We start from the raw sequence: 16997 nt of genomic DNA, 5'->3' as shown, positions 1-16997 counted from the left end.
CTTGATGGCGAAGATGATCTGCGCCTCGGTGAATTTTGATTTTTTCATGGCAATTCGTTTTGTTTTGATACGACAAATTGCCCGTTTCCTCTACTTTACAGCGGTCCGAATTTTAGGGGGGAGGTCATACTGGTGTAATTTTGGCATTCATTTTTAACTTAGTACACTATTCGAAAACTGCGTCCATGTAAGTATCGACCGATATTGAAGTTGAAAGCCACCTATCATACTTAAAGTAGATTGAGATTATTACTATCTTGAAAAGTGCTTACCAAGTAAACATATTCACAAAATCTGCTCTTTTTAATTTAGTTAATGGTAAAGTTCCAGGTAAACGACCCATCGCTTGAATCACAGTGGCGAGCCATCATCCTGTTTGGGAAGAACTCGGCAACCTACAAGTTCGCTTTTGCCAAAGCATTGCTTGAGCTGGTTGAGAAAGAGAAGACGACTGTTTCACTGGCTGACCTTGCCGAGCCTTTCTCACGTCATGTAGTCGACCACCTACGACAGAACGATAAACAGGGCAACGCCACATCCAGCAAGTTCCTGGATACGTGCAGAAGCTTCATCAACAGCCAAATCACAAAGGAAGAGTTGCTTATCCAAACTGAGAAGCTTGGTTTTGTTAATGTGGTGGATGCCTTTCAAGTAGTCAATAGGGATACTGTACCTGACCCATTCTACCAGAAGAACTACACCAATGGCAAAAAGGAAATCGTTATAACCGATAACCTACTGCGCCTGAAAGAATCATTCCACTTCCAGAACTTCGTTCAGGAAACAGAATCTCGTTGGAAACTGGTAGAAACAGCATGGAACCTCAATATCAACCCGAACCTGCTGGAAGTGCAATATGATGAAGACAAGGAGCTTTTCTTCCTGGAAAACAAACTCATGCGCAGGGTGGATATCACATCTGTACGTGATGCTCTGAATGGCTACCAAAAGGGGAAGTGCTTTTACAGTTTCCAGGACATCTCAGTGAACATCCTATCCCCAAATATCTGCGATGTAGACCACTTTCTGCCACATATCAATAAGCAGTATCACTTCCCCGCCAATATCAATGGTGTATGGAATCTTGTTTTAGCTGACAGTAGTGTAAATAGAAAGAAGAACGCTACGGTTCCTGACATAAAATACCTGTATCGCCTTTATAACAGGAATGAGTTTTTCATTGAAAGTAAGCACCCACTATCGGAAACTATTGTCAACCAAACGGGCGATACACCTGAAAAGCGCAGGGCATTTCTACAAAATCACTACGACATTGCCAAGAACCACTCCATTCACACATGGAGACCCGAAATTGAACTACCAGCCACATTTTAAGCCATGAGTGTTTTTCTCGAAATACCAAAAGACCGAATCATTTATGAAGACGACCACTTTTTCATCATAAGAGATAAATATCCTGTTTCACCAGGTCACTCGCTAATCATCTCTAATCAACTTAGGTCTGACTACTTTGACCTAACAGATACTGAGAAGCTGCATCTGGTTGAGGTGATTGAGAAGTGCAAGCAGCTAATCGAGCGGGAGTTCTCACCTGATGGTTACAACATCGGCATGAACTGCGGTGAGGTCGCTGGACAGACAGTATTTCACTTCCACTGTCATTTGATACCACGGTATAAGGGCGATATGGAAGACCCGAGAGGTGGTGTCAGGCATTGTGTGGCAGGAAAAGGGTATTATTAATTTAGATATACGATTAGAATGAAGTTTATACCTCCTTTGGAAATAGCATCCAAAATAATGACACTTATTGAGGATGCTAACGAATACCTGGTCGTAGTTTCTCCCTATGTTAATCTCAAAAATTGGGAGAAAATGAAACTGCGTCTTAGGAGAGCTAAAGAACGTGGCGTCAGGATAGAGTTCTATATAAGGCAAAATGCTGATATGGATTTGATGCAGTTCACCGAGTTGGGTATCACCCCCATCAGGATTCAGGACTTGCATGCCAAGCTTTACTACAACGAAGAGTATGCCATTGTCACGTCACAGAACATGATTAAGTACTCTGATGAAAACTCGATTGACATCGGCTATGTGACTGAAACAAAAGAAGAAATTCAGCAACTGGTAAACTTCACTGAACGAAATCTGAAAACATACGCTCCGCATAGTAGTCCGACTGAGAAACCTATCCAGGAATCCGCACCTACAAACGAACAGCATACTAAGCCTGAGGATTTTAAATGGGATAAATACTTGTACTGCACCATAAGAGATGGATTAGACAAAAGCGTTAAGGTATACCATAAGGGTCATGGTGTGGAGATAAAAGCTGGTGGCAGCACCTTTAATGCATTCATCTGGAATAGCAGGGTCAATAAGTTTCGAATATCAAGCTTACTGACCAAGAAAGAGTTCGAGTGCATCCGAAACAGTAGTAGTGGAATTCCCCTCCATTCCGACCTAACTTTTGAACTGATGGAGGGATGGTACAGTAGCAGTGACACAATATGGGCAACATCCAATGCATCATTTGACATTCAATCATTGAAGAATGTTAATGCTGTAGAGGGTAAGTTAATCGCTGACATGATTACAGCGTTTATACTAAGTGTCGATGAGTTAAAAAAGAAGTGTAACTAACCAAAATTAGAATCTATGTGCGGAAGATACTCAGTCATACCGAAGGCGAAAGGTGATTCACGTATTGCCAAGCTTCTGGAAAAGAGCCTGAAAGAAGCGCACTATAACGCTGCTCCATCACAGACTTTACCAGTAGTAACTAACGAAAAGCCTGATACCATACAGTTCTATTCATGGGGGCTACAGCCGTTTTGGGCTAAAGACGCTAAGGCAATAAAACGTTCAATAAACGCCAGAGCGGAAACACTTACGGAGAAACCATCATTCCGCAACCTGCTCAAATCAAAACGTTGTCTGGTGCCAGCCGATGGATTCTTCGAATGGGTAGTAACTTCACATGGCAAAGTGCCGCACAGGATTCTGTTAAAGAACGAACAACTATTTAGTTTCGCTGGACTTTGGGATGAATGGGTGGATAAAAGTTCAGGTGAAGTTCTTCATACTTATACCATCATCACAACCGAAGCCAATGATTTAGTAAAGCCAATCCATGACCGTATGCCTGTGATACTCTCACCAGAAGCGGAAAAACTGTGGCTGGACGAACATGAGACACAGGAGGACTTGCTATCGCTGTTAAAGCCATACGATGCCGACAAAATGAAAGAATACCCTGTATCTATACTGGTGAACTCACCAACGAACAACGTGCCTGAGGTAGGAAACTCACTTTAATAAGGGTAATATCATCAAAGGCAGTATCATAAAATAAATGTTGAACATATTGGTAGCTTTAGGGCTAAGGTAATTTTGATTAAGCACTTTATTAAAAATATTAGGACTTAATCTCGCCACAAGGCTAATTCTTTATAATAAGACTGATAATAATGTTGGATAATGAAATACTCTCTTTATGTAAATAAAAATTTAGTTCACATGTTGCTTTAAAACCCCTCTCTTGGGTAATAAAGCTTCTATTAATTAAATCAGGAGTTAAAACATTGGCTGTAAAATCTAATGAGACAGGACAAGTTAAATATGCAAAAGTACCTATAACACGTTTCTGTATTTCACTTATCTTAATACTTCCAATATCTATTTTAATGTCAAAAAACGCAACGTTTGAAGCATCAGGATAGCTAATAACATAGTCACTTACGGCAATGGAAAACTTTTCAACCAAAGTATCACTTGTCTTATCTTTGATATTCTTTAGAATGTAGTTTTCATCAATATTTTGCTCTTCTAACCATTTAATAAAATCAAAATCTACTTCCAACCGACTCAAATCAATATGAGTTAACAGAAAATCTTTTGTAGAAGTAAAAGGTAATATGTTACTGCAATCTTTTATAAGAGAAGTATGAAGACTCACTTTATCTTCATCATAATAATCTTGAATATTATTAGTAATGAAGAAATTGTTACTCAACCCTTTTGATTTTATTTCTTCTATAATGCTTAACCATATAATTCCATCCCTGAACTCTTGCTTCTTATCTGAGAATGGCTTTAATCTTTTGATTGACCTATTCACAAGTTCAGGTAATACATCATTGCTGTAATTTAATATCTTAAAAGTACCATTAGAAAACATTAGTTGATAAAAGTCCACAAATTCCTTTTCATAGTTTTCTACTGATATGTATTTAAAATAATAATCACTCTGCTTCAATTTACTAAGATTTCTTTGGTGCTTTACAAGCTGAGCTACTTCTTTGGAAACTATCTCTTTGTAATTATTGAGAGTCTCTTCATAAACTACAGCAGATATGTAGATGGTGAGCTTTTTATCCTTAGCTAACTTCAAAAGTAAATCACTAAATTCATTTTTAAAGAATGGGTCCTTGTAAAGGATATCAGAGTCTATGAATACATTATATAAATCGACAGATACTACACTATTAGTGTTAAGAGCTGCATTAAATTTTGAGTTTTTCATTTATGATGGCTGGTATTTCTTTTTGTAAAGCTATATGTATGCTACAATAAATATAGGAAGAAAGTGATAATGAAAAATGAGTGGAATTTGCAATTAGTGTTATTATATATGGTGAATTACGATTTTTGGCACTTTCCTAAAGGCGATAGCTGTGGTCACGTGCGTAGCCACCAAGATAAAAGTCAAAGGTCATTGATGTGGATGAGTTGAACAGGCATTAATATAGAAAGTAATATCAAAAGCTTAGTTATCGTACTACTAACACACGGGAATGAATGATTAGTGTGTATAAATAAAACTAATATATTTAGCTTTTGTTGTTTTTGCGCCCGTATATTGTGCTAATATTTTTAGTGTTTAAGACTAAGAGTTGGTTGATATGTGCAGCGCAAAGATTATTCCCATACATTCTCACCTACTGGAGAATATAAGCTTCGATTTCTTAGAAGCTATTGAGTTACCTATGTTCGCATCTTACGTCTCTGCTGGATTCCCATCACCAGCAGATGGGTATGAGGAAAATCGTATCGACTTAGGAAAGTACCTAATTCAGAACCCCACGTCCACCTTTATGATGCGTGTCAAAGGCTCGTCTATGATAGATGCAAACATCCACGATGGCGACATACTGGTGATTGATAAATCTCTTAAAGCTTCAGATGGTATGCCAGTGGTGTGTTTTCTGGATGGTGAGTTCACGGTTAAGACGTTTAAGAAAATTGGCAACAAAGCTTATCTAATGCCAGCTAATCCAGCCTACAAGCCCATAGAGGTCACCGAAGAAATGGACATGCGTGTATGGGGTGTGGTGGTCTGGATTCTCCATAAACCAGTAAGGCAATGACCTCGCTATTCGCTCTATGTGACTGCAACAACTTCTACGCATCGTGTGAGCGTGTCTTCGACCCATCTTTAAACGGTAAACCTGTGGTGGTGCTGAGCAACAACGATGGCTGCGTGATTGCCCGCAGCAACGAAGCTAAAGCATTGGGTATCCCAATGGGAGAGCCGTACTTCAAAATCAGGAATCTGGTGGAGAATGGACATCTGCGTTCGTTTTCTTCCAATTATGTCCTTTATGGCGATATGTCAGACAGGGTAATGCAAACGCTATCCCTTTTCACCCCAAATGTGGAAGTGTACTCGATTGACGAGTGCTTCCTTGACTTGGGTGAATTCTACGACATCGACTTAAACAACTACGCTTGGGAGATAAAGCGCATGGTGCAGCAGTGGACTGGTATTCCAGTTAGCTTAGGGGTGGCACCTACAAAGGCATTGTCTAAGGTAGCTAACAGGCTCGCCAAGAAGTCCACTAAAGCGAATGGAGTTCTTGTATTGACAGACCCTTATCATATCCAGAAAGCATTAGAAGCGACCAAAATAGAGGATGTATGGGGTATTGGTAGGCAGTATGCCAAGTTTCTCAATAAGCGCAACATCAACACCGCTCTCGACTTCTCAAAGCTATCGGAGCATTGGGTAAAGCAGCACATGACCATTGTGGGTGTACGACTGCTGAAAGAACTACGTGGGGAGTCGTGCCTGGAACTTGACGAGGTTGCTCCACCTAAGAAAAATATATGCACATCCAGAAGCTTCGGAAAGAAAGTAAACACATTCGATGAGCTGCGAGAAGCTACGGCATCTTATGCAGCCAAGTGCGCTAAGAAGCTGCGCCAGCAGAAGAGCTGTGCTAACCTGGTTACTGTGTTTGTGACCACCAATCGCTATTCAGAAAGTGATAGACAGTACTCTAACAGCAAGACTGTTGCCTTGCCTGTTGCTTCCAACTCTGATATGGAGTTAATCCATTATGCCAGCATTGCTTTGAAAGAAATCTATCGGGATGGCTACTGGTATAAGAAGTCTGGTGTGATTGTGTCCGAAATTGTACCTGATAGCCAAATACAGCTTGACCTGCTGGATACTGTGGATAGGGATAAGCATGCACGGCTCATGCAAGTAGTAGATGTGCTAACTGACAGATTCGGCAGAAGTAAGGTTAGGGTAGCTACACAGGGAATTGATAATTCATGGCAGCTTAGGAGCGAGTTTAAGTCGCCTTGTTACACGACACGGATAGATGAAATACAGAAGGTCTATGTGAGATAAAAACTAAACCTTAGTGCTGTTAGTGAATGTTAGTGAACATTAGCTAAAAATAGGTTTTAGTGAATGTTAGTGAATCGCAAAATACGGCACTCTACCCTTTAAAATCCTTCTATTTAGTGGGATTTACATCATCATGGCTCAATGTGATGGGTTTTTATAATTATGCCACTAACGGCAAAAAAATGATTCACTAAATGAGGACAAATTTTCACTAACAAAACACGAATTTGTTAGTGAAAAACTAATAAGCAAAAATAATAAAGGCTGTCTACGTTGCGTAAACAGCCTTTTTGCATTTCACTCGTTTTGAGTGGTGTGATCCCGCTGGGATTCGAACCCAGGACCCATACATTAAAAGTGTATTGCTCTACCAGCTGAGCTACAGAATCGGTACTATGTGTTAGTTGGTAAAAAAGCGCTTTATCGAAACAAAGCGCTTGCGTTTGTGATCCCGCTGGGATTCGAACCCAGGACCCATACATTAAAAGTGTATTGCTCTACCAGCTGAGCTACAGAATCTTTTACTAACTTGCATTCTCAGGGACGTTTCCCTTAATTGCGTTGCAAAAGTAATAGCTATCTGTTTAAATGCAAAATCTTTGGTTCAAAATCTCTGGTTTTTTGCTCCTTTTTTTGGCGCTAAACACCGAACCAGTTTATAGTCAGACAGATAATAAAGCACTCTCACAAGCTGACTCTCTCTTCAATAGCCTGCAGTATACAGAGGCTTTCATGCTCTACGATTCGTTGTTGCAGCACCAGCAGGTATATACGCCACAGATGCTACTTAAAATGGCTTATATCAAGGAAAGCGCACGCGACTATACCGGGGCCATGTATTACCTGCATCTCTTTTATAAAAAACAGCCCAGCCGTTCGGTCCTCAAAAAGATGGAGGAACTAGGACAGACGCACCGCCTGAGCGGCTATGAGTACAACGACCTGCAGTTCTTTAAAACCCAGTTCAGCAAACATTACATGCGGATTCTGGAACTGATGCTCTTGGTCGCTGTCGTGACAGTCACGGTTATGTTCGTGAGTTGGCGCAAAGGGCATCGGTTCAGCCAGACGTTCAAATTGGGGTTTATGCTATACCTGCTCTTTATCCTGTACTACATCAACTTCCTCAACCTCGGTAATGCAGGTATCATCCGCAACGATCAGGTAGCGATCATGTCAGCACCTTCGGCCGGTGCAACCTGGTTGGCCACCGTTTCGCAGGGACACAAAGTGCCTATCACGGGCGAACAGGACATCTGGTACGAAATTAAGTGGAAGGGCGAGAAAGCTTACGTACGCAAGCACAATCTCCTGGAGCTGCCTTAGGATCTGGCAACGGACTACTTGATAAAGGACTTTTTGATCTTTCATATACATAAAAAGAGAAGCCCGAAAACTTCTCTATTTATGTATAGCACTGTAAGTCTTTTGTCTATTTCTTCAATGGTGAGTCCTTCTCTTTCGCCATCACATTGTAAACCAGTTTATCAGCCAGGCTTGGGAACAGCTTGTTTACCCATACCGCCATCTTTCCTTGTGTTGTCATGACGAGATCGCGTTTGCGTTTGATGGTAGCTTGCAAAATGCGGTCTGCCACTTCTTCGGCACTCATCATTTTTTGTTCGTCACGTGGCGTTTCGCCCTGCTGTTGACCATCGGCGGCGAGGGCGGTATTGCGGATGTTGGAAGAGGTGAAACCCGGGCAGGCAATAAGTACATGTACACCGGAGTGCAGCAACTCCGTGCGGAGCGTTTCCAGGAAGCCGTGCATGGCAAACTTAGAAGCGGAGTAGCCAGTACGGGCTGGCAAGCCCCGGTAACCGGCAATAGAGGAAATGCCGATGATGGAGCCCTTTGCAGCTTGTATATAAGGCAACGCAAACTTGGTGCTGTACACTGTCCCCCAGAAGTTGATATCCATTACTTTGCGCAACACGTCCAGGTCCAGGTCTTCGAAAAGGGCACGCATGGAGATGCCCGCGTTGTTGATGAGGACATCCAGTTTGCCATACCTGCTCACGGTTTCAGCTACCATACGCTCACAGTCTGCCTCCACACTCACATCCGCATTAATAGGCAAATTGTCTATACCTGCTGCCGTCAGTTCTTGTGCAGTCTGGTCGAGGTTCTGTTGGTTACGACCGGAGTAGGCTACCTTCGCTCCCGCCTTACCAAAAGCAAATACCAGCGCCTTGCCTATACCTGATGTACCGCCCGTAACGAGCACTACCTTATTTTTCATCATTGTCAAATCAGCTTATACCTTGCCCACATCGCCTGGCGGACAACTCATTAGTTAGCTTCCTACACTGTGCAGGAATCAGGTACAAAACTACTACTTCTGCGCTAATTTTCGTTCAGGAATTCCGGCATGGCCAGATTACGCCTATACCTCAGATTTTGCGTACCTTTGCAGGTATAAAGCAGAAACAAGATGAGCAACTATACCTCACTAAGTGAATTAGGCGAGTTTGGCCTGATCAAGCGCCTGAATGAAAAGATCGAGCTTACGCAGCCATCCACTATCAAAGGCATAGGTGATGATGCCGCCATTCTGGAGCCGGGCGAGAAACAAATCGTCGTGACCAGCGACATGCTGCTGGAGGGTGTGCACTTCGACCTCACCTTCTGTCCGCTTAAGCACCTGGGCTACAAAGCAGTGGCCGTCAACGTATCGGATATTGCGGCAATGTTTGCAAAACCGACGCAAATAACGGTGAATATTGCACTAGGCGCCAAGTATACCGTGGAGGCTGTGGAGGAACTGTACGAAGGTATGCGACTGGCCTGTGAAAACTACAACGTGGATCTGGTAGGTGGTGACACCACCTCATCCCGCACCGGTTTAGTGATCAGCATTACAGCTATTGGTGAAGTGGCCAAAGGCGAAGCTGTACTACGCAACGGAGCTAAGGAAAATGACCTGATCTGCGTGACCGGCGACCTGGGTGCTGCTTACCTCGGACTTCAGATTCTGGAGCGCGAGAAACAGGCTTTTATGGCCGATCCGGAAATGCAGCCACAACTCGAAGACAGGCAATATATCGTAGGCCGACAGCTTCGCCCGGAGGCCCGCATGGATGTGATCCACGATATGAAGGAGCGCGATATTAAACCAACTGCTATGATCGATGTGTCGGACGGTCTGGCTTCGGAGCTGTTCCATATCTGTGCGCAGTCCGGTGTAGGTGCTACGATCTATAAAGACAACCTGCCTGTGGATGAGCAGACATTGGAAGCAGCCATGGAATTCAAGCTCGATCCGATCACCTGCATCCTCAACGGTGGCGAAGACTACGAACTGCTTTTCACGGTGCCAATTTCAGATTACGACAAGGTTAAGAACCACCCCGACATCAGCATCATTGGCAAGATCACTGACAAGAGCGAAGGCATCAACTTGGCCAACAAGCACGGTCAGTCCTTCCCGCTGCAGGCACAGGGCTGGCAGCATTTTTAAATCTTTGACCTAGGATATTGAGAAAAAGGACAAAAGACTTTCCTTTGTAGGTATAAACAAAAAAGAGAAGCGATACCGCTTCTCTTTTTTGTTTTCAGGAATCTCTAAAAAGTCCTTTGCTAAAAATCTCTTTTGTCGATAAGATTAATCCTCCGGATAAGGGATAAACACGAAGTTGGTGAAGCTCTCGCCGTCCACCACAAAGAGACAACAGAACTCATCCGGGTCTTTATAGGCGGCTGCAAAATCTGCCACTCTTTCTTCGTCTACGAGTCTGTGCTTGATGAAGTCTTCCAGGTATGAAGCGTTGATATTCCACTCCAGCGCCAGCTCTTCTTTGGCCAGGAACAGCGAGCCAACAGGCACCTGCGTCCGGGCAAAAACAAAGATCGGGTACTTGGAAATATTACGTTTGCGCACCTGGTACGATGCTTCACGCAGGGTCTCGGCCACCACCACAAAATCTCTGGAGATGGTGCCGAGGTACTTGCCATTCAATTCTGGATCGTTTTGCATAGGCTTTTATTTCGCTGTTAACAGAACAATATTTTCTACGTGGTGCGTCTGCGGGAACATGTCCACGGGCTGCACACGGGCTACATCATATTTCTCAGAAAGCAACTCCAGGTCGCGGGCCTGCGTGGCGGGGTTGCAACTTACATACACAATGCGGTCTGCGTGTACCTGCAACAGTTTGGCCACTACCTTCTCATCCATACCTGCGCGCGGTGGATCGGTGATCACCACATCCGGCCTGCCATGCCGCTCGATCAACTCATCCGAAAGGATATCTTTCATATCACCCGCATAGAAGGTAGTGTTGGTGATATCGTTGATCTGCGAGTTGATCTTCGCGTCTTCAATGGCACTTGGCACATACTCTATACCTATCACTTCGCGGCACTGACGGGCTACAAAGTTAGCGATGGTACCGGCTCCGGTATAGAGGTCGTATACCAGTTCGTTTCCGGTCAGGCCGGCGAACTCGCGGGTCAGTTTATAAAGTTGATAGGCCTGGTCTGCATTGGTTTGATAGAAAGATTTCGCCCCCACCCGGAAGCGTATACCTTCCATCTCCTCGTGTATATAAGGCAGTCCTTTGTAGCAGATCACCGGCAGATCATGGAAAGTTTCATTGCCTTTGCCGTTCACCACATATTGTAGCGAAGTGATCTCAGGAAATTCTGCCGCCAGATGATCCAGTATACCTGTCAAGGCTTCCTGGTCGTCGTGGTATACCTGTAAAATCACCATCAGTTCGCCTGTGTTGGCCGTCCGTACAATCAGGTTGCGCAACCAGCCCGTCATGCGAAGCTTGTCAAAAAACACCAGGTTATTGGCGTGGGCATAGTCGCGCACGGCCAGTCGGATGCTGTTGGAAGGCTCCGGCTGCAGGTAACAATTCTGAATGTCAAGGATTTTATCAAAGCGGCCCGGCATGTGGAAACCCAGCGCCCGCCGCTCATGCTCCTCCCCCGACTTGATCTGCTCATTGGTCAGCCAGCCGTAGTTGGAGAACGTGAATTCGAGTTTGTTGCGGTAAAATTTGTCTTTGGCAGAGCCCAGGATCGGGTCAAAAGGCGGAAGCGCCACTTTACCGATACGCTCCAGGTTATCCTGCACCTGCTTTTGCTTGTAAAACAGTTGGGTGTCGTAGCCGATGTGCTGCCACTTACAACCACCGCAGGTACCGAAATGCTCACAGAAAGGCTGCACGCGCACATCGGAATAAGCATGGAAGTTGATCGCTTCAGCCTCCATAAAGCTCTTCTTTTTGCGGGTCACACGCAGGTCTACCACATCGCCGGGAGCCACACCGCCCACAAATACCACCATGTTGTCGTGACGGGCCAGGCACTTACCTTCCGCCACCATCTCCTCAATCCGGATGTTTTCGAGTATCTCGAAATTTGTCTTCTTCTTTTGCTTTCTCACAGTGCCGCAAAATTAACTAAATTTCGGGAGATGTGAGAAGTTAACTAAAAAGGCCGCTCCCTGTTTGGAAACGGCCTTTCTATACCTAAAAATTTACGGCTTAGTAAGGCTTGGCTTTGTGTGACTTCTGCTGCGCATCTTCTACGCCTTCCTCTCCTGTCACATTGCCCATTGGTCCATCCATACCTTTGTCCATCTTATGCATCTGCTGCGTCGCCTGCTCAATGCGCTCGCGCACCAGCCGGCCATAGTCTTCGTCGGCCTGCGTGAAATAGCTCAGCATTTTCTCCTGGATGAGCGGGTCGCATTTGGCCAGGTCGTTGCCCAGGTTGTTGATCAACTCTTCCCGCTCCCAATCCTCAAAGTTGCGGAATGTTTCGCCGGCCTGTTTGAATGGATTGGCCCGCTCAATTGGCTGGCGCACCAGGTTGGCTTCGTAGCGGGGGGTGTATTCCTTTGCAGGCTTCGGAGCCTCACTCAACCCGCCCAGTATAGACGGCTCGTAATTCACATGGATATTCTGCCCTTCAGCAAAGTCCGTATCGAAGGCCATCTGGCCACCACGCTGATTGGTAGCTACATGCACTTTAGGCGCGTTGATCGGCAGTTGCAAATAGTTGGCGCCGACGCGGTAGCGCTGCGTGTCGGAGTAGGAGAAGGTACGGCCCTGGAGCATCTTATCGTCCGAGAAATCGAGCCCATCAACCAGCACACCGGTACCGAATGCCGAAAGCTCTACCTCGTTAAAGTAGTCTACCGGGTTGCGGTTCAGGGTCATTTTGCCTACCGGATGCCATGGAAACTGGTCTTGTGGCCAAAGTTTGGTATCATCCAGCGGATCGAAGTCCAGTTCCGGATGGTCGTCGTCACTCATGATCTGCACGTTCAGCTCCCACTCCGGAAAATCACCGCGTTCAATGGCTTCGTACAGGTCCTGTGTAGCATGGTTGAAGTTCTTTCCCTGCACTTCCTGCGCTTCTTTCTGCGTCAGGTTGCGGATGCCTTGCAGCGGCTCCCAGTGGTATTTTACCAGCACAGCTTCGCCATCTTCGTTCACCCACTTGTAGGTATTCACACCGGAGCCCTGCATTTGGCGGTAGTTAGCAGGTATACCCCATGGCGAGTACAGGAAAGTGACCATGTGGGTGGCCTCCGGCGTACCCGAGAAGAAGTCAAAAATACGCTCAGCGCTCTGAATGTTGGTCACCGGGTCCGGCTTTTGTGAGTGGATCAGGTCCGGAAATTTCATGGCATCGCGGATAAAAAAGATTTTCAGGTTATTACCTACCAAATCCCAGTTTCCGTCTTCAGTATACATTTTAACGGCAAAGCCACGTGGGTCGCGCAGGGTTTCAGGTGAGTGTGTGCCATGACCAACGGTAGAGAAGCGCACAAAAGTGGGTGTTTCCTTGTCCTTTTTGAACACTTTGGCGCGGGTATACTTCTCAATCGGGTCGTTGCCCACCATGCCGTAAGACACAAATACGCCGTGCGCACCGGCGCCACGGGCATGTACCACACGCTCCGGCACACGCTCCCGATCAAAGTGCGATATCTTTTCGATGAAGTGATAGTTCTCCATGGTAGCCGGGCCGCTGCTACCAAGAGTTCTGATATTCTGGTTGTCGGTAACAGGGTGCCCTTGTCGGGTGGTGAGGGTGCTTCCTTTGCTGGCATTGCGGGACTTTTCGGCTTTGCTATACCTGGACTTCTGCTGTCCATTGCCTTTGCTTTCGTTATTTTTCATGACCTGATATTTTGGTAGATTTTCAGATAGTATTTAACGGAACCAATACAGAAGGGTTAGTCAAATCACCTTAAATCAATGTTTTATTATCTGTTTATCAACCACATAAACCCCGTCTGATTAGAAGCACTGTCTAAGTCATGCCAACTGCGTATACCTGTTATTCACTGTCACTTTATCAATCAGCCTGATGAAAATAACTGCGCTTGAGTTACAAACTAGTCATCCAGCGGAACTGAAAGCATTTTACACGCAAGTGCTTGGGTTACCCTTGTTATCAGAAGATGATCAATCGTTTAGCATAAAGGCAGGGTATAGCACGCTGACATTCCGTACAGCCGACACTTCACAAAAGGGCGGCTATCACCTGGCGTTTCATTTACCGGGCCATAAAATTCAGGAAGCTGCTGCCTGGATACAGGATCGAGTGGCTTTTCTGTACGAGCCCGGTGCCACCGCTCCCGTTGTAGAACATGAAAACTGGCAGGCGAAGTCTCTGTATTTTTATGACCCGGCCTATAACCTGCTGGAGTTTATCTCCCACAGCACTACGCCTGCAAGCAGCACTACGTTTGGACCAGAGCAACTGACAGGTATAGCCGAAGTGGGCCTGCCGGTAACAGATGTGGCAGGATTTGCGCAGGAGCTACGCGAGAAATTTGAGCTCCCCCGCTGGAAATCGGCCACCGCTTTGTTTGAAGCTGTGGGTGATGCCGAGGGCCTGCTGATCGTGGTGCAGGCGCAAAGACCCTGGTTTCCCACGCAAAACCCTGCCCTGCCGCTGCCCATGCATGTAGTGGTACAGACCCCTGCCCTCAACCGTGTAGCGCATGACTCCTTTGTGATTGAATCTGACCAGACAGGTATACAGGTATAGCAACTGAATTCCGGGCAGGTATAGCGTAAGCCAACGATGTTCACATGCGATGTAAACACTGCGGCCAAACGCCCGTTTAAAAGGCATAAGGTTCATCTACCCAAAAACATAAAACTATGAGATACAAAGAAAGACATTACGACAGCGACAATCGGAACCGCGAAAACCGTTCGGGAGACGATCATAACTTATCGAACTACCGAAGCCGCTACGAAAGCAGAGGCAACTACTACGGCATGCCAGACCAGGGCCACGAATACCGCAACGTAAGCAGCCAGGGGCGCAACTACGGCGGCTCCACCCCCGGACCGGGTGGCGGGTACGGAGCCAGCAGCTGGCGAAGTGCCCGCGATCAGGACAATCGCCACACTCAGGGGCAAATGCATCAGAACGAGTGGGACAGCGGCAGCGCTTACAGCAACCGCGACAGAGATAACTACAACTATGGTTCAGGTAGCAGAAGCTCGCAAGGCGATCATTACCATTACGGAGACCCGAACCCTTACATGAATAACCAGCGCCAGGGAGGCTACGAGCGTGACCGCAACACCGACTGGCGAAGAGAAAGTGATGTAGACCATGCCAATCGCCGTTATGCACGCCAGGAGAACAGCTACCGCCACACCGGCCACGGGCGCCGCTTCGACCAGTACGGAAAGGACGAGCGTTACAATTACGCACATGGCTCGCAGGACGGTCGCCGAAGCATCGAAGACCCTGAAAGCCTCGACGACCGCTACTACGACCGCGGTGAGCACAGCAGCAGCCGCAGCGAAAATGATTACGGTCGCCACTACGGCAGCAACTACGACCACCGCAACCAGGATCGTCAGGGTCGCGATGACAACTATGAATCAAGACGTTACCGCGAGCGTGACCACGATGAATCCCCAAGCCGCAGCCCGCGTGGCTATGGCTACCCTTCAGGCCCAGACTATTCGGCCAGCTCCCCTATTACCAGTTATGGTCCCGGAGTCCGCGGCTATCAGAAATAGAAACCTAACAGCGAAGTCCACCTACCCGGTGGACTTCCTGCTTTGCGCTGCCAAACTACCTTATTATGCGCATATGCGTATGCAATTTCATAGCTGAACTAAGCTTCCGGTAAACACAAGCCCTTTAATAAAAACACGATGAAAAAAATGTTACGCTACGGCTGGCTACTGCCGCTTTTCCTATACCTGAGTGCCTGTAACCTTAGTGAGAAAAGCAGGCAGTACGGAGAAGGAGACACAGAACTACAGAATTCTTACTGGATACTGCTTTCCCTGCAGGACCAGCAGTTTGAGGATAATCCCGAGACCCGCACAGCCTACATTCGCTTTGAGGCAGCTGACAATGAGCTGACCGGTTACACTGGCTGCAACCGGCTGATGGGCAGGTATAACCTACAGAATGGCTCGCTGCAACTCACGAATCTGGGCACTACCCGGGCCATGTGCCCGATCATTGAGCAGGAAAACCTGCTGGTGGCCGTGCTCGAAAAAGCAGATACTTACAAAATCTCGGGCGATGTGCTCACACTTTTCCATCAAAACACGGCTGTAGCTACGTTCAGGGCGGGGGCAGAACCTAACATGCCTGAAGAACGCTAAGCAATAACTATCAGATTATAACCATATTACCTGGTAAGCAGTATGCTAAAGGCACCAACACTTATCTATTGATCAGCTAAAAAACACGAATACCTATGGCAACAACTAAATGGATTTCAGATCCTACGCACAGCGAAGTGCAGTTCAAGGCACGCCACCTCATGATCACCACAGTGACTGGTTATTTCGAGAAATTCAATGTAGAAGTAGAGACAGAAGACGAAGATTTTCACAACACCAAAAGCATTGTGTTCACCGCCGATGTCGACTCGATCAGTACCAATAACGAGCAGCGCGACACGCACCTGAAATCGGCTGACTTTTTTGATGCTGCAAGCCACGGCGAGGTACGCTTTGAAGGCAAAAACTACGAAGAGTTGAAGCCCGGTTTTGAGAAACTGCAGGGCGACCTGACCATCCGCGGCACCACCCGCCCTATTACGCTGGACGTTGAGTACCATGGTACCGTCGTAGATCCTTACGGACAGACCAAAGCCGGTTTTAGTGTGGATGGCAAGATCAAGCGAAAAGAATTTGGCCTCAGCTGGGATGCCGTAACCGAAGCCGGCAGTGTTGTGGTGAGCGATGAGATACGCCTTCACTGTGAAATTCAGCTTGTAAAACAATAGCAACACAGCTGTGCTGGCTCATACAGCCCTGCCAGCGCAGCTACAACATTACCTTATACCTTAACAGAATACTCTCGTTCGCTTCGCCCACCCACTTCTGGCAAGCGCCTCTACCGGTATTTTCTTTCCGGTAAAACTTGGCTCGAGCTT

17 protein-coding genes and 2 tRNA genes are annotated in these 16997 nt (G+C 46.2%); 12 read left to right on the top strand and 7 right to left on the bottom strand.

The features are described 5' to 3' along the window. Positions 1 to 315: 315 nt before the first annotated feature. Genes K3G39_RS09285 through K3G39_RS09270 form a run of 4 tightly spaced genes read left to right on the top strand, consistent with a single transcriptional unit; the run spans position 316 to position 3282 of the window. Positions 316 to 1335: an HNH endonuclease domain-containing protein gene (locus tag K3G39_RS09285; protein WP_220625902.1), complete on the top strand. Its 1020-nt coding sequence runs from the start codon at positions 316 to 318 to the stop codon at positions 1333 to 1335. A 3-nt stretch (positions 1336 to 1338) separates the two neighbouring features. Further along, on the top strand, positions 1339 to 1704 hold the full coding sequence (locus K3G39_RS09280; RefSeq protein WP_220625901.1) for an HIT family protein: 366 nt from the start codon (positions 1339 to 1341) through the stop codon (positions 1702 to 1704). Between the two features lie 18 nt (positions 1705 to 1722). After that, positions 1723 to 2607 (top strand): TrmB family transcriptional regulator sugar-binding domain-containing protein, encoded by an 885-nt coding sequence (locus tag K3G39_RS09275; RefSeq protein ID WP_220625900.1) that lies wholly within the window; start codon positions 1723 to 1725, stop codon positions 2605 to 2607. A gap of 15 nt (positions 2608 to 2622) precedes the next feature. After that, positions 2623 to 3282: an SOS response-associated peptidase gene (locus tag K3G39_RS09270; RefSeq protein WP_220625899.1), complete on the top strand. Its 660-nt coding sequence runs from the start codon at positions 2623 to 2625 to the stop codon at positions 3280 to 3282. Between the two features lie 124 nt (positions 3283 to 3406). On the opposite strand, the gene K3G39_RS09265 is transcribed toward K3G39_RS09270, so the two are convergent. Then, the gene (locus K3G39_RS09265) at positions 3407 to 4489 is read right to left on the bottom strand and encodes a PIN domain-containing protein (RefSeq protein ID WP_220625898.1); all 1083 of its coding nucleotides are present in this window, start codon (positions 4487 to 4489) and stop codon (positions 3407 to 3409) included. A 379-nt stretch (positions 4490 to 4868) separates the two neighbouring features. Between K3G39_RS09265 and K3G39_RS09260 the strand changes: the two genes are divergently transcribed. Continuing rightward, complete coding sequence (locus K3G39_RS09260) at positions 4869 to 5333, top strand: translesion error-prone DNA polymerase V autoproteolytic subunit (protein ID WP_220625897.1); 465 nt, start codon at positions 4869 to 4871, stop codon at positions 5331 to 5333. Continuing rightward, positions 5330 to 6604 (top strand): Y-family DNA polymerase, encoded by a 1275-nt coding sequence (locus tag K3G39_RS09255; RefSeq protein WP_220625896.1) that lies wholly within the window; start codon positions 5330 to 5332, stop codon positions 6602 to 6604. The genes K3G39_RS09260 and K3G39_RS09255 overlap by 4 nt, the downstream gene beginning before the upstream one ends. 316 nt (positions 6605 to 6920) lie before the next feature. Here the strand turns inward: K3G39_RS09255 and K3G39_RS09250 are convergent. Both K3G39_RS09250 and K3G39_RS09245 read right to left on the bottom strand, forming a co-directional pair. After that, positions 6921 to 6993, bottom strand: a tRNA-Lys gene (locus tag K3G39_RS09250). A 57-nt stretch (positions 6994 to 7050) separates the two neighbouring features. Further along, positions 7051 to 7123: transfer RNA gene (locus K3G39_RS09245), tRNA-Lys, on the bottom strand. Positions 7124 to 7336: 213 nt separating this feature from the next. Here K3G39_RS09245 and K3G39_RS09240 point away from each other — a divergent pair. Next, positions 7337 to 7930 (top strand): SH3 domain-containing protein, encoded by a 594-nt coding sequence (locus K3G39_RS09240; RefSeq protein ID WP_255594196.1) that lies wholly within the window; start codon positions 7337 to 7339, stop codon positions 7928 to 7930. Between the two features lie 106 nt (positions 7931 to 8036). Here K3G39_RS09240 and K3G39_RS09235 read toward each other — a convergent pair whose 3' ends face one another. Then, entirely contained in the window at positions 8037 to 8846 is an 810-nt protein-coding gene (locus K3G39_RS09235; protein ID WP_220625918.1) for an SDR family oxidoreductase, read from the bottom strand. A 192-nt stretch (positions 8847 to 9038) separates the two neighbouring features. On the opposite strand from K3G39_RS09235, the gene thiL reads away from it, so the two are divergent. Further along, complete coding sequence (thiL, locus tag K3G39_RS09230) at positions 9039 to 10064, top strand: thiamine-phosphate kinase (RefSeq protein ID WP_220625894.1); 1026 nt, start codon at positions 9039 to 9041, stop codon at positions 10062 to 10064. 144 nt (positions 10065 to 10208) lie between these two features. Here thiL and K3G39_RS09225 read toward each other — a convergent pair whose 3' ends face one another. From K3G39_RS09225 to K3G39_RS09215, 3 genes are all read right to left on the bottom strand, one after another. Continuing rightward, a complete protein-coding gene (locus K3G39_RS09225; RefSeq protein WP_220625893.1) occupies positions 10209 to 10580 on the bottom strand; it encodes a hypothetical protein in 372 nt (123 codons plus the stop codon). Between the two features lie 6 nt (positions 10581 to 10586). After that, entirely contained in the window at positions 10587 to 11999 is a 1413-nt protein-coding gene (gene rlmD, locus K3G39_RS09220; protein ID WP_220625892.1) for a 23S rRNA (uracil(1939)-C(5))-methyltransferase RlmD, read from the bottom strand. A gap of 100 nt (positions 12000 to 12099) precedes the next feature. Continuing rightward, positions 12100 to 13746 carry a catalase gene (locus K3G39_RS09215; protein ID WP_220625891.1) on the bottom strand — a complete coding sequence of 549 codons (1647 nt, stop codon included), beginning with the start codon at positions 13744 to 13746 and terminating at the stop codon, positions 12100 to 12102. A 190-nt stretch (positions 13747 to 13936) separates the two neighbouring features. Between K3G39_RS09215 and K3G39_RS09210 the strand changes: the two genes are divergently transcribed. The 4 genes from K3G39_RS09210 to K3G39_RS09195 all read left to right on the top strand — a co-directional run bounded on the left by K3G39_RS09210 (position 13937) and on the right by K3G39_RS09195 (position 16847). Beyond that, complete coding sequence (locus tag K3G39_RS09210; RefSeq protein ID WP_220625890.1) at positions 13937 to 14623, top strand: VOC family protein; 687 nt, start codon at positions 13937 to 13939, stop codon at positions 14621 to 14623. Positions 14624 to 14739: 116 nt separating this feature from the next. Beyond that, the gene (locus K3G39_RS09205) at positions 14740 to 15618 is read left to right on the top strand and encodes a hypothetical protein (protein ID WP_255594194.1); all 879 of its coding nucleotides are present in this window, start codon (positions 14740 to 14742) and stop codon (positions 15616 to 15618) included. Positions 15619 to 15756: 138 nt separating this feature from the next. After that, complete coding sequence (locus tag K3G39_RS09200) at positions 15757 to 16218, top strand: META domain-containing protein (RefSeq protein ID WP_220625889.1); 462 nt, start codon at positions 15757 to 15759, stop codon at positions 16216 to 16218. 95 nt (positions 16219 to 16313) lie between these two features. Then, positions 16314 to 16847, top strand: a complete 534-nt coding sequence (locus K3G39_RS09195; protein WP_220625888.1) for a YceI family protein — start codon at positions 16314 to 16316, stop codon at positions 16845 to 16847. Positions 16848 to 16997: the final 150 nt, after the last annotated feature.

Source organism: Pontibacter sp. HSC-14F20, from assembly GCF_019599265.1.
Taxonomy (GTDB): Bacteria; Bacteroidota; Bacteroidia; order Cytophagales; family Hymenobacteraceae; genus Pontibacter.
This window is presented reverse-complemented; position numbering and strand designations above follow the sequence as displayed.

Bases quoted from the DNA above. Each gene is read 5' to 3' on its own strand.
- K3G39_RS09285 (WP_220625902.1), top strand. From the start codon at position 316: ATGGTAAAGTTCCAGGTAAACGACCCATCGCTTGAATCACAGTGGCGA.
- K3G39_RS09280 (WP_220625901.1), top strand. From the start codon at position 1,339: ATGAGTGTTTTTCTCGAAATACCAAAAGACCGAATCATTTATGAAGAC.
- K3G39_RS09275 (WP_220625900.1), top strand. From the start codon at position 1,723: ATGAAGTTTATACCTCCTTTGGAAATAGCATCCAAAATAATGACACTT.
- K3G39_RS09270 (WP_220625899.1), top strand. From the start codon at position 2,623: ATGTGCGGAAGATACTCAGTCATACCGAAGGCGAAAGGTGATTCACGT.
- K3G39_RS09265 (WP_220625898.1), bottom strand. From the start codon at position 4,489: ATGAAAAACTCAAAATTTAATGCAGCTCTTAACACTAATAGTGTAGTA.
- K3G39_RS09260 (WP_220625897.1), top strand. From the start codon at position 4,869: ATGTGCAGCGCAAAGATTATTCCCATACATTCTCACCTACTGGAGAAT.
- K3G39_RS09255 (WP_220625896.1), top strand. From the start codon at position 5,330: ATGACCTCGCTATTCGCTCTATGTGACTGCAACAACTTCTACGCATCG.
- K3G39_RS09240 (WP_255594196.1), top strand. From the start codon at position 7,337: ATGCTCTACGATTCGTTGTTGCAGCACCAGCAGGTATATACGCCACAG.
- K3G39_RS09235 (WP_220625918.1), bottom strand. From the start codon at position 8,846: ATGAAAAATAAGGTAGTGCTCGTTACGGGCGGTACATCAGGTATAGGC.
- thiL (WP_220625894.1), top strand. From the start codon at position 9,039: ATGAGCAACTATACCTCACTAAGTGAATTAGGCGAGTTTGGCCTGATC.
- K3G39_RS09225 (WP_220625893.1), bottom strand. From the start codon at position 10,580: ATGCAAAACGATCCAGAATTGAATGGCAAGTACCTCGGCACCATCTCC.
- K3G39_RS09215 (WP_220625891.1), bottom strand. From the start codon at position 13,746: ATGAAAAATAACGAAAGCAAAGGCAATGGACAGCAGAAGTCCAGGTAT.
- K3G39_RS09210 (WP_220625890.1), top strand. From the start codon at position 13,937: ATGAAAATAACTGCGCTTGAGTTACAAACTAGTCATCCAGCGGAACTG.
- K3G39_RS09205 (WP_255594194.1), top strand. From the start codon at position 14,740: ATGAGATACAAAGAAAGACATTACGACAGCGACAATCGGAACCGCGAA.
- K3G39_RS09200 (WP_220625889.1), top strand. From the start codon at position 15,757: ATGAAAAAAATGTTACGCTACGGCTGGCTACTGCCGCTTTTCCTATAC.
- K3G39_RS09195 (WP_220625888.1), top strand. From the start codon at position 16,314: ATGGCAACAACTAAATGGATTTCAGATCCTACGCACAGCGAAGTGCAG.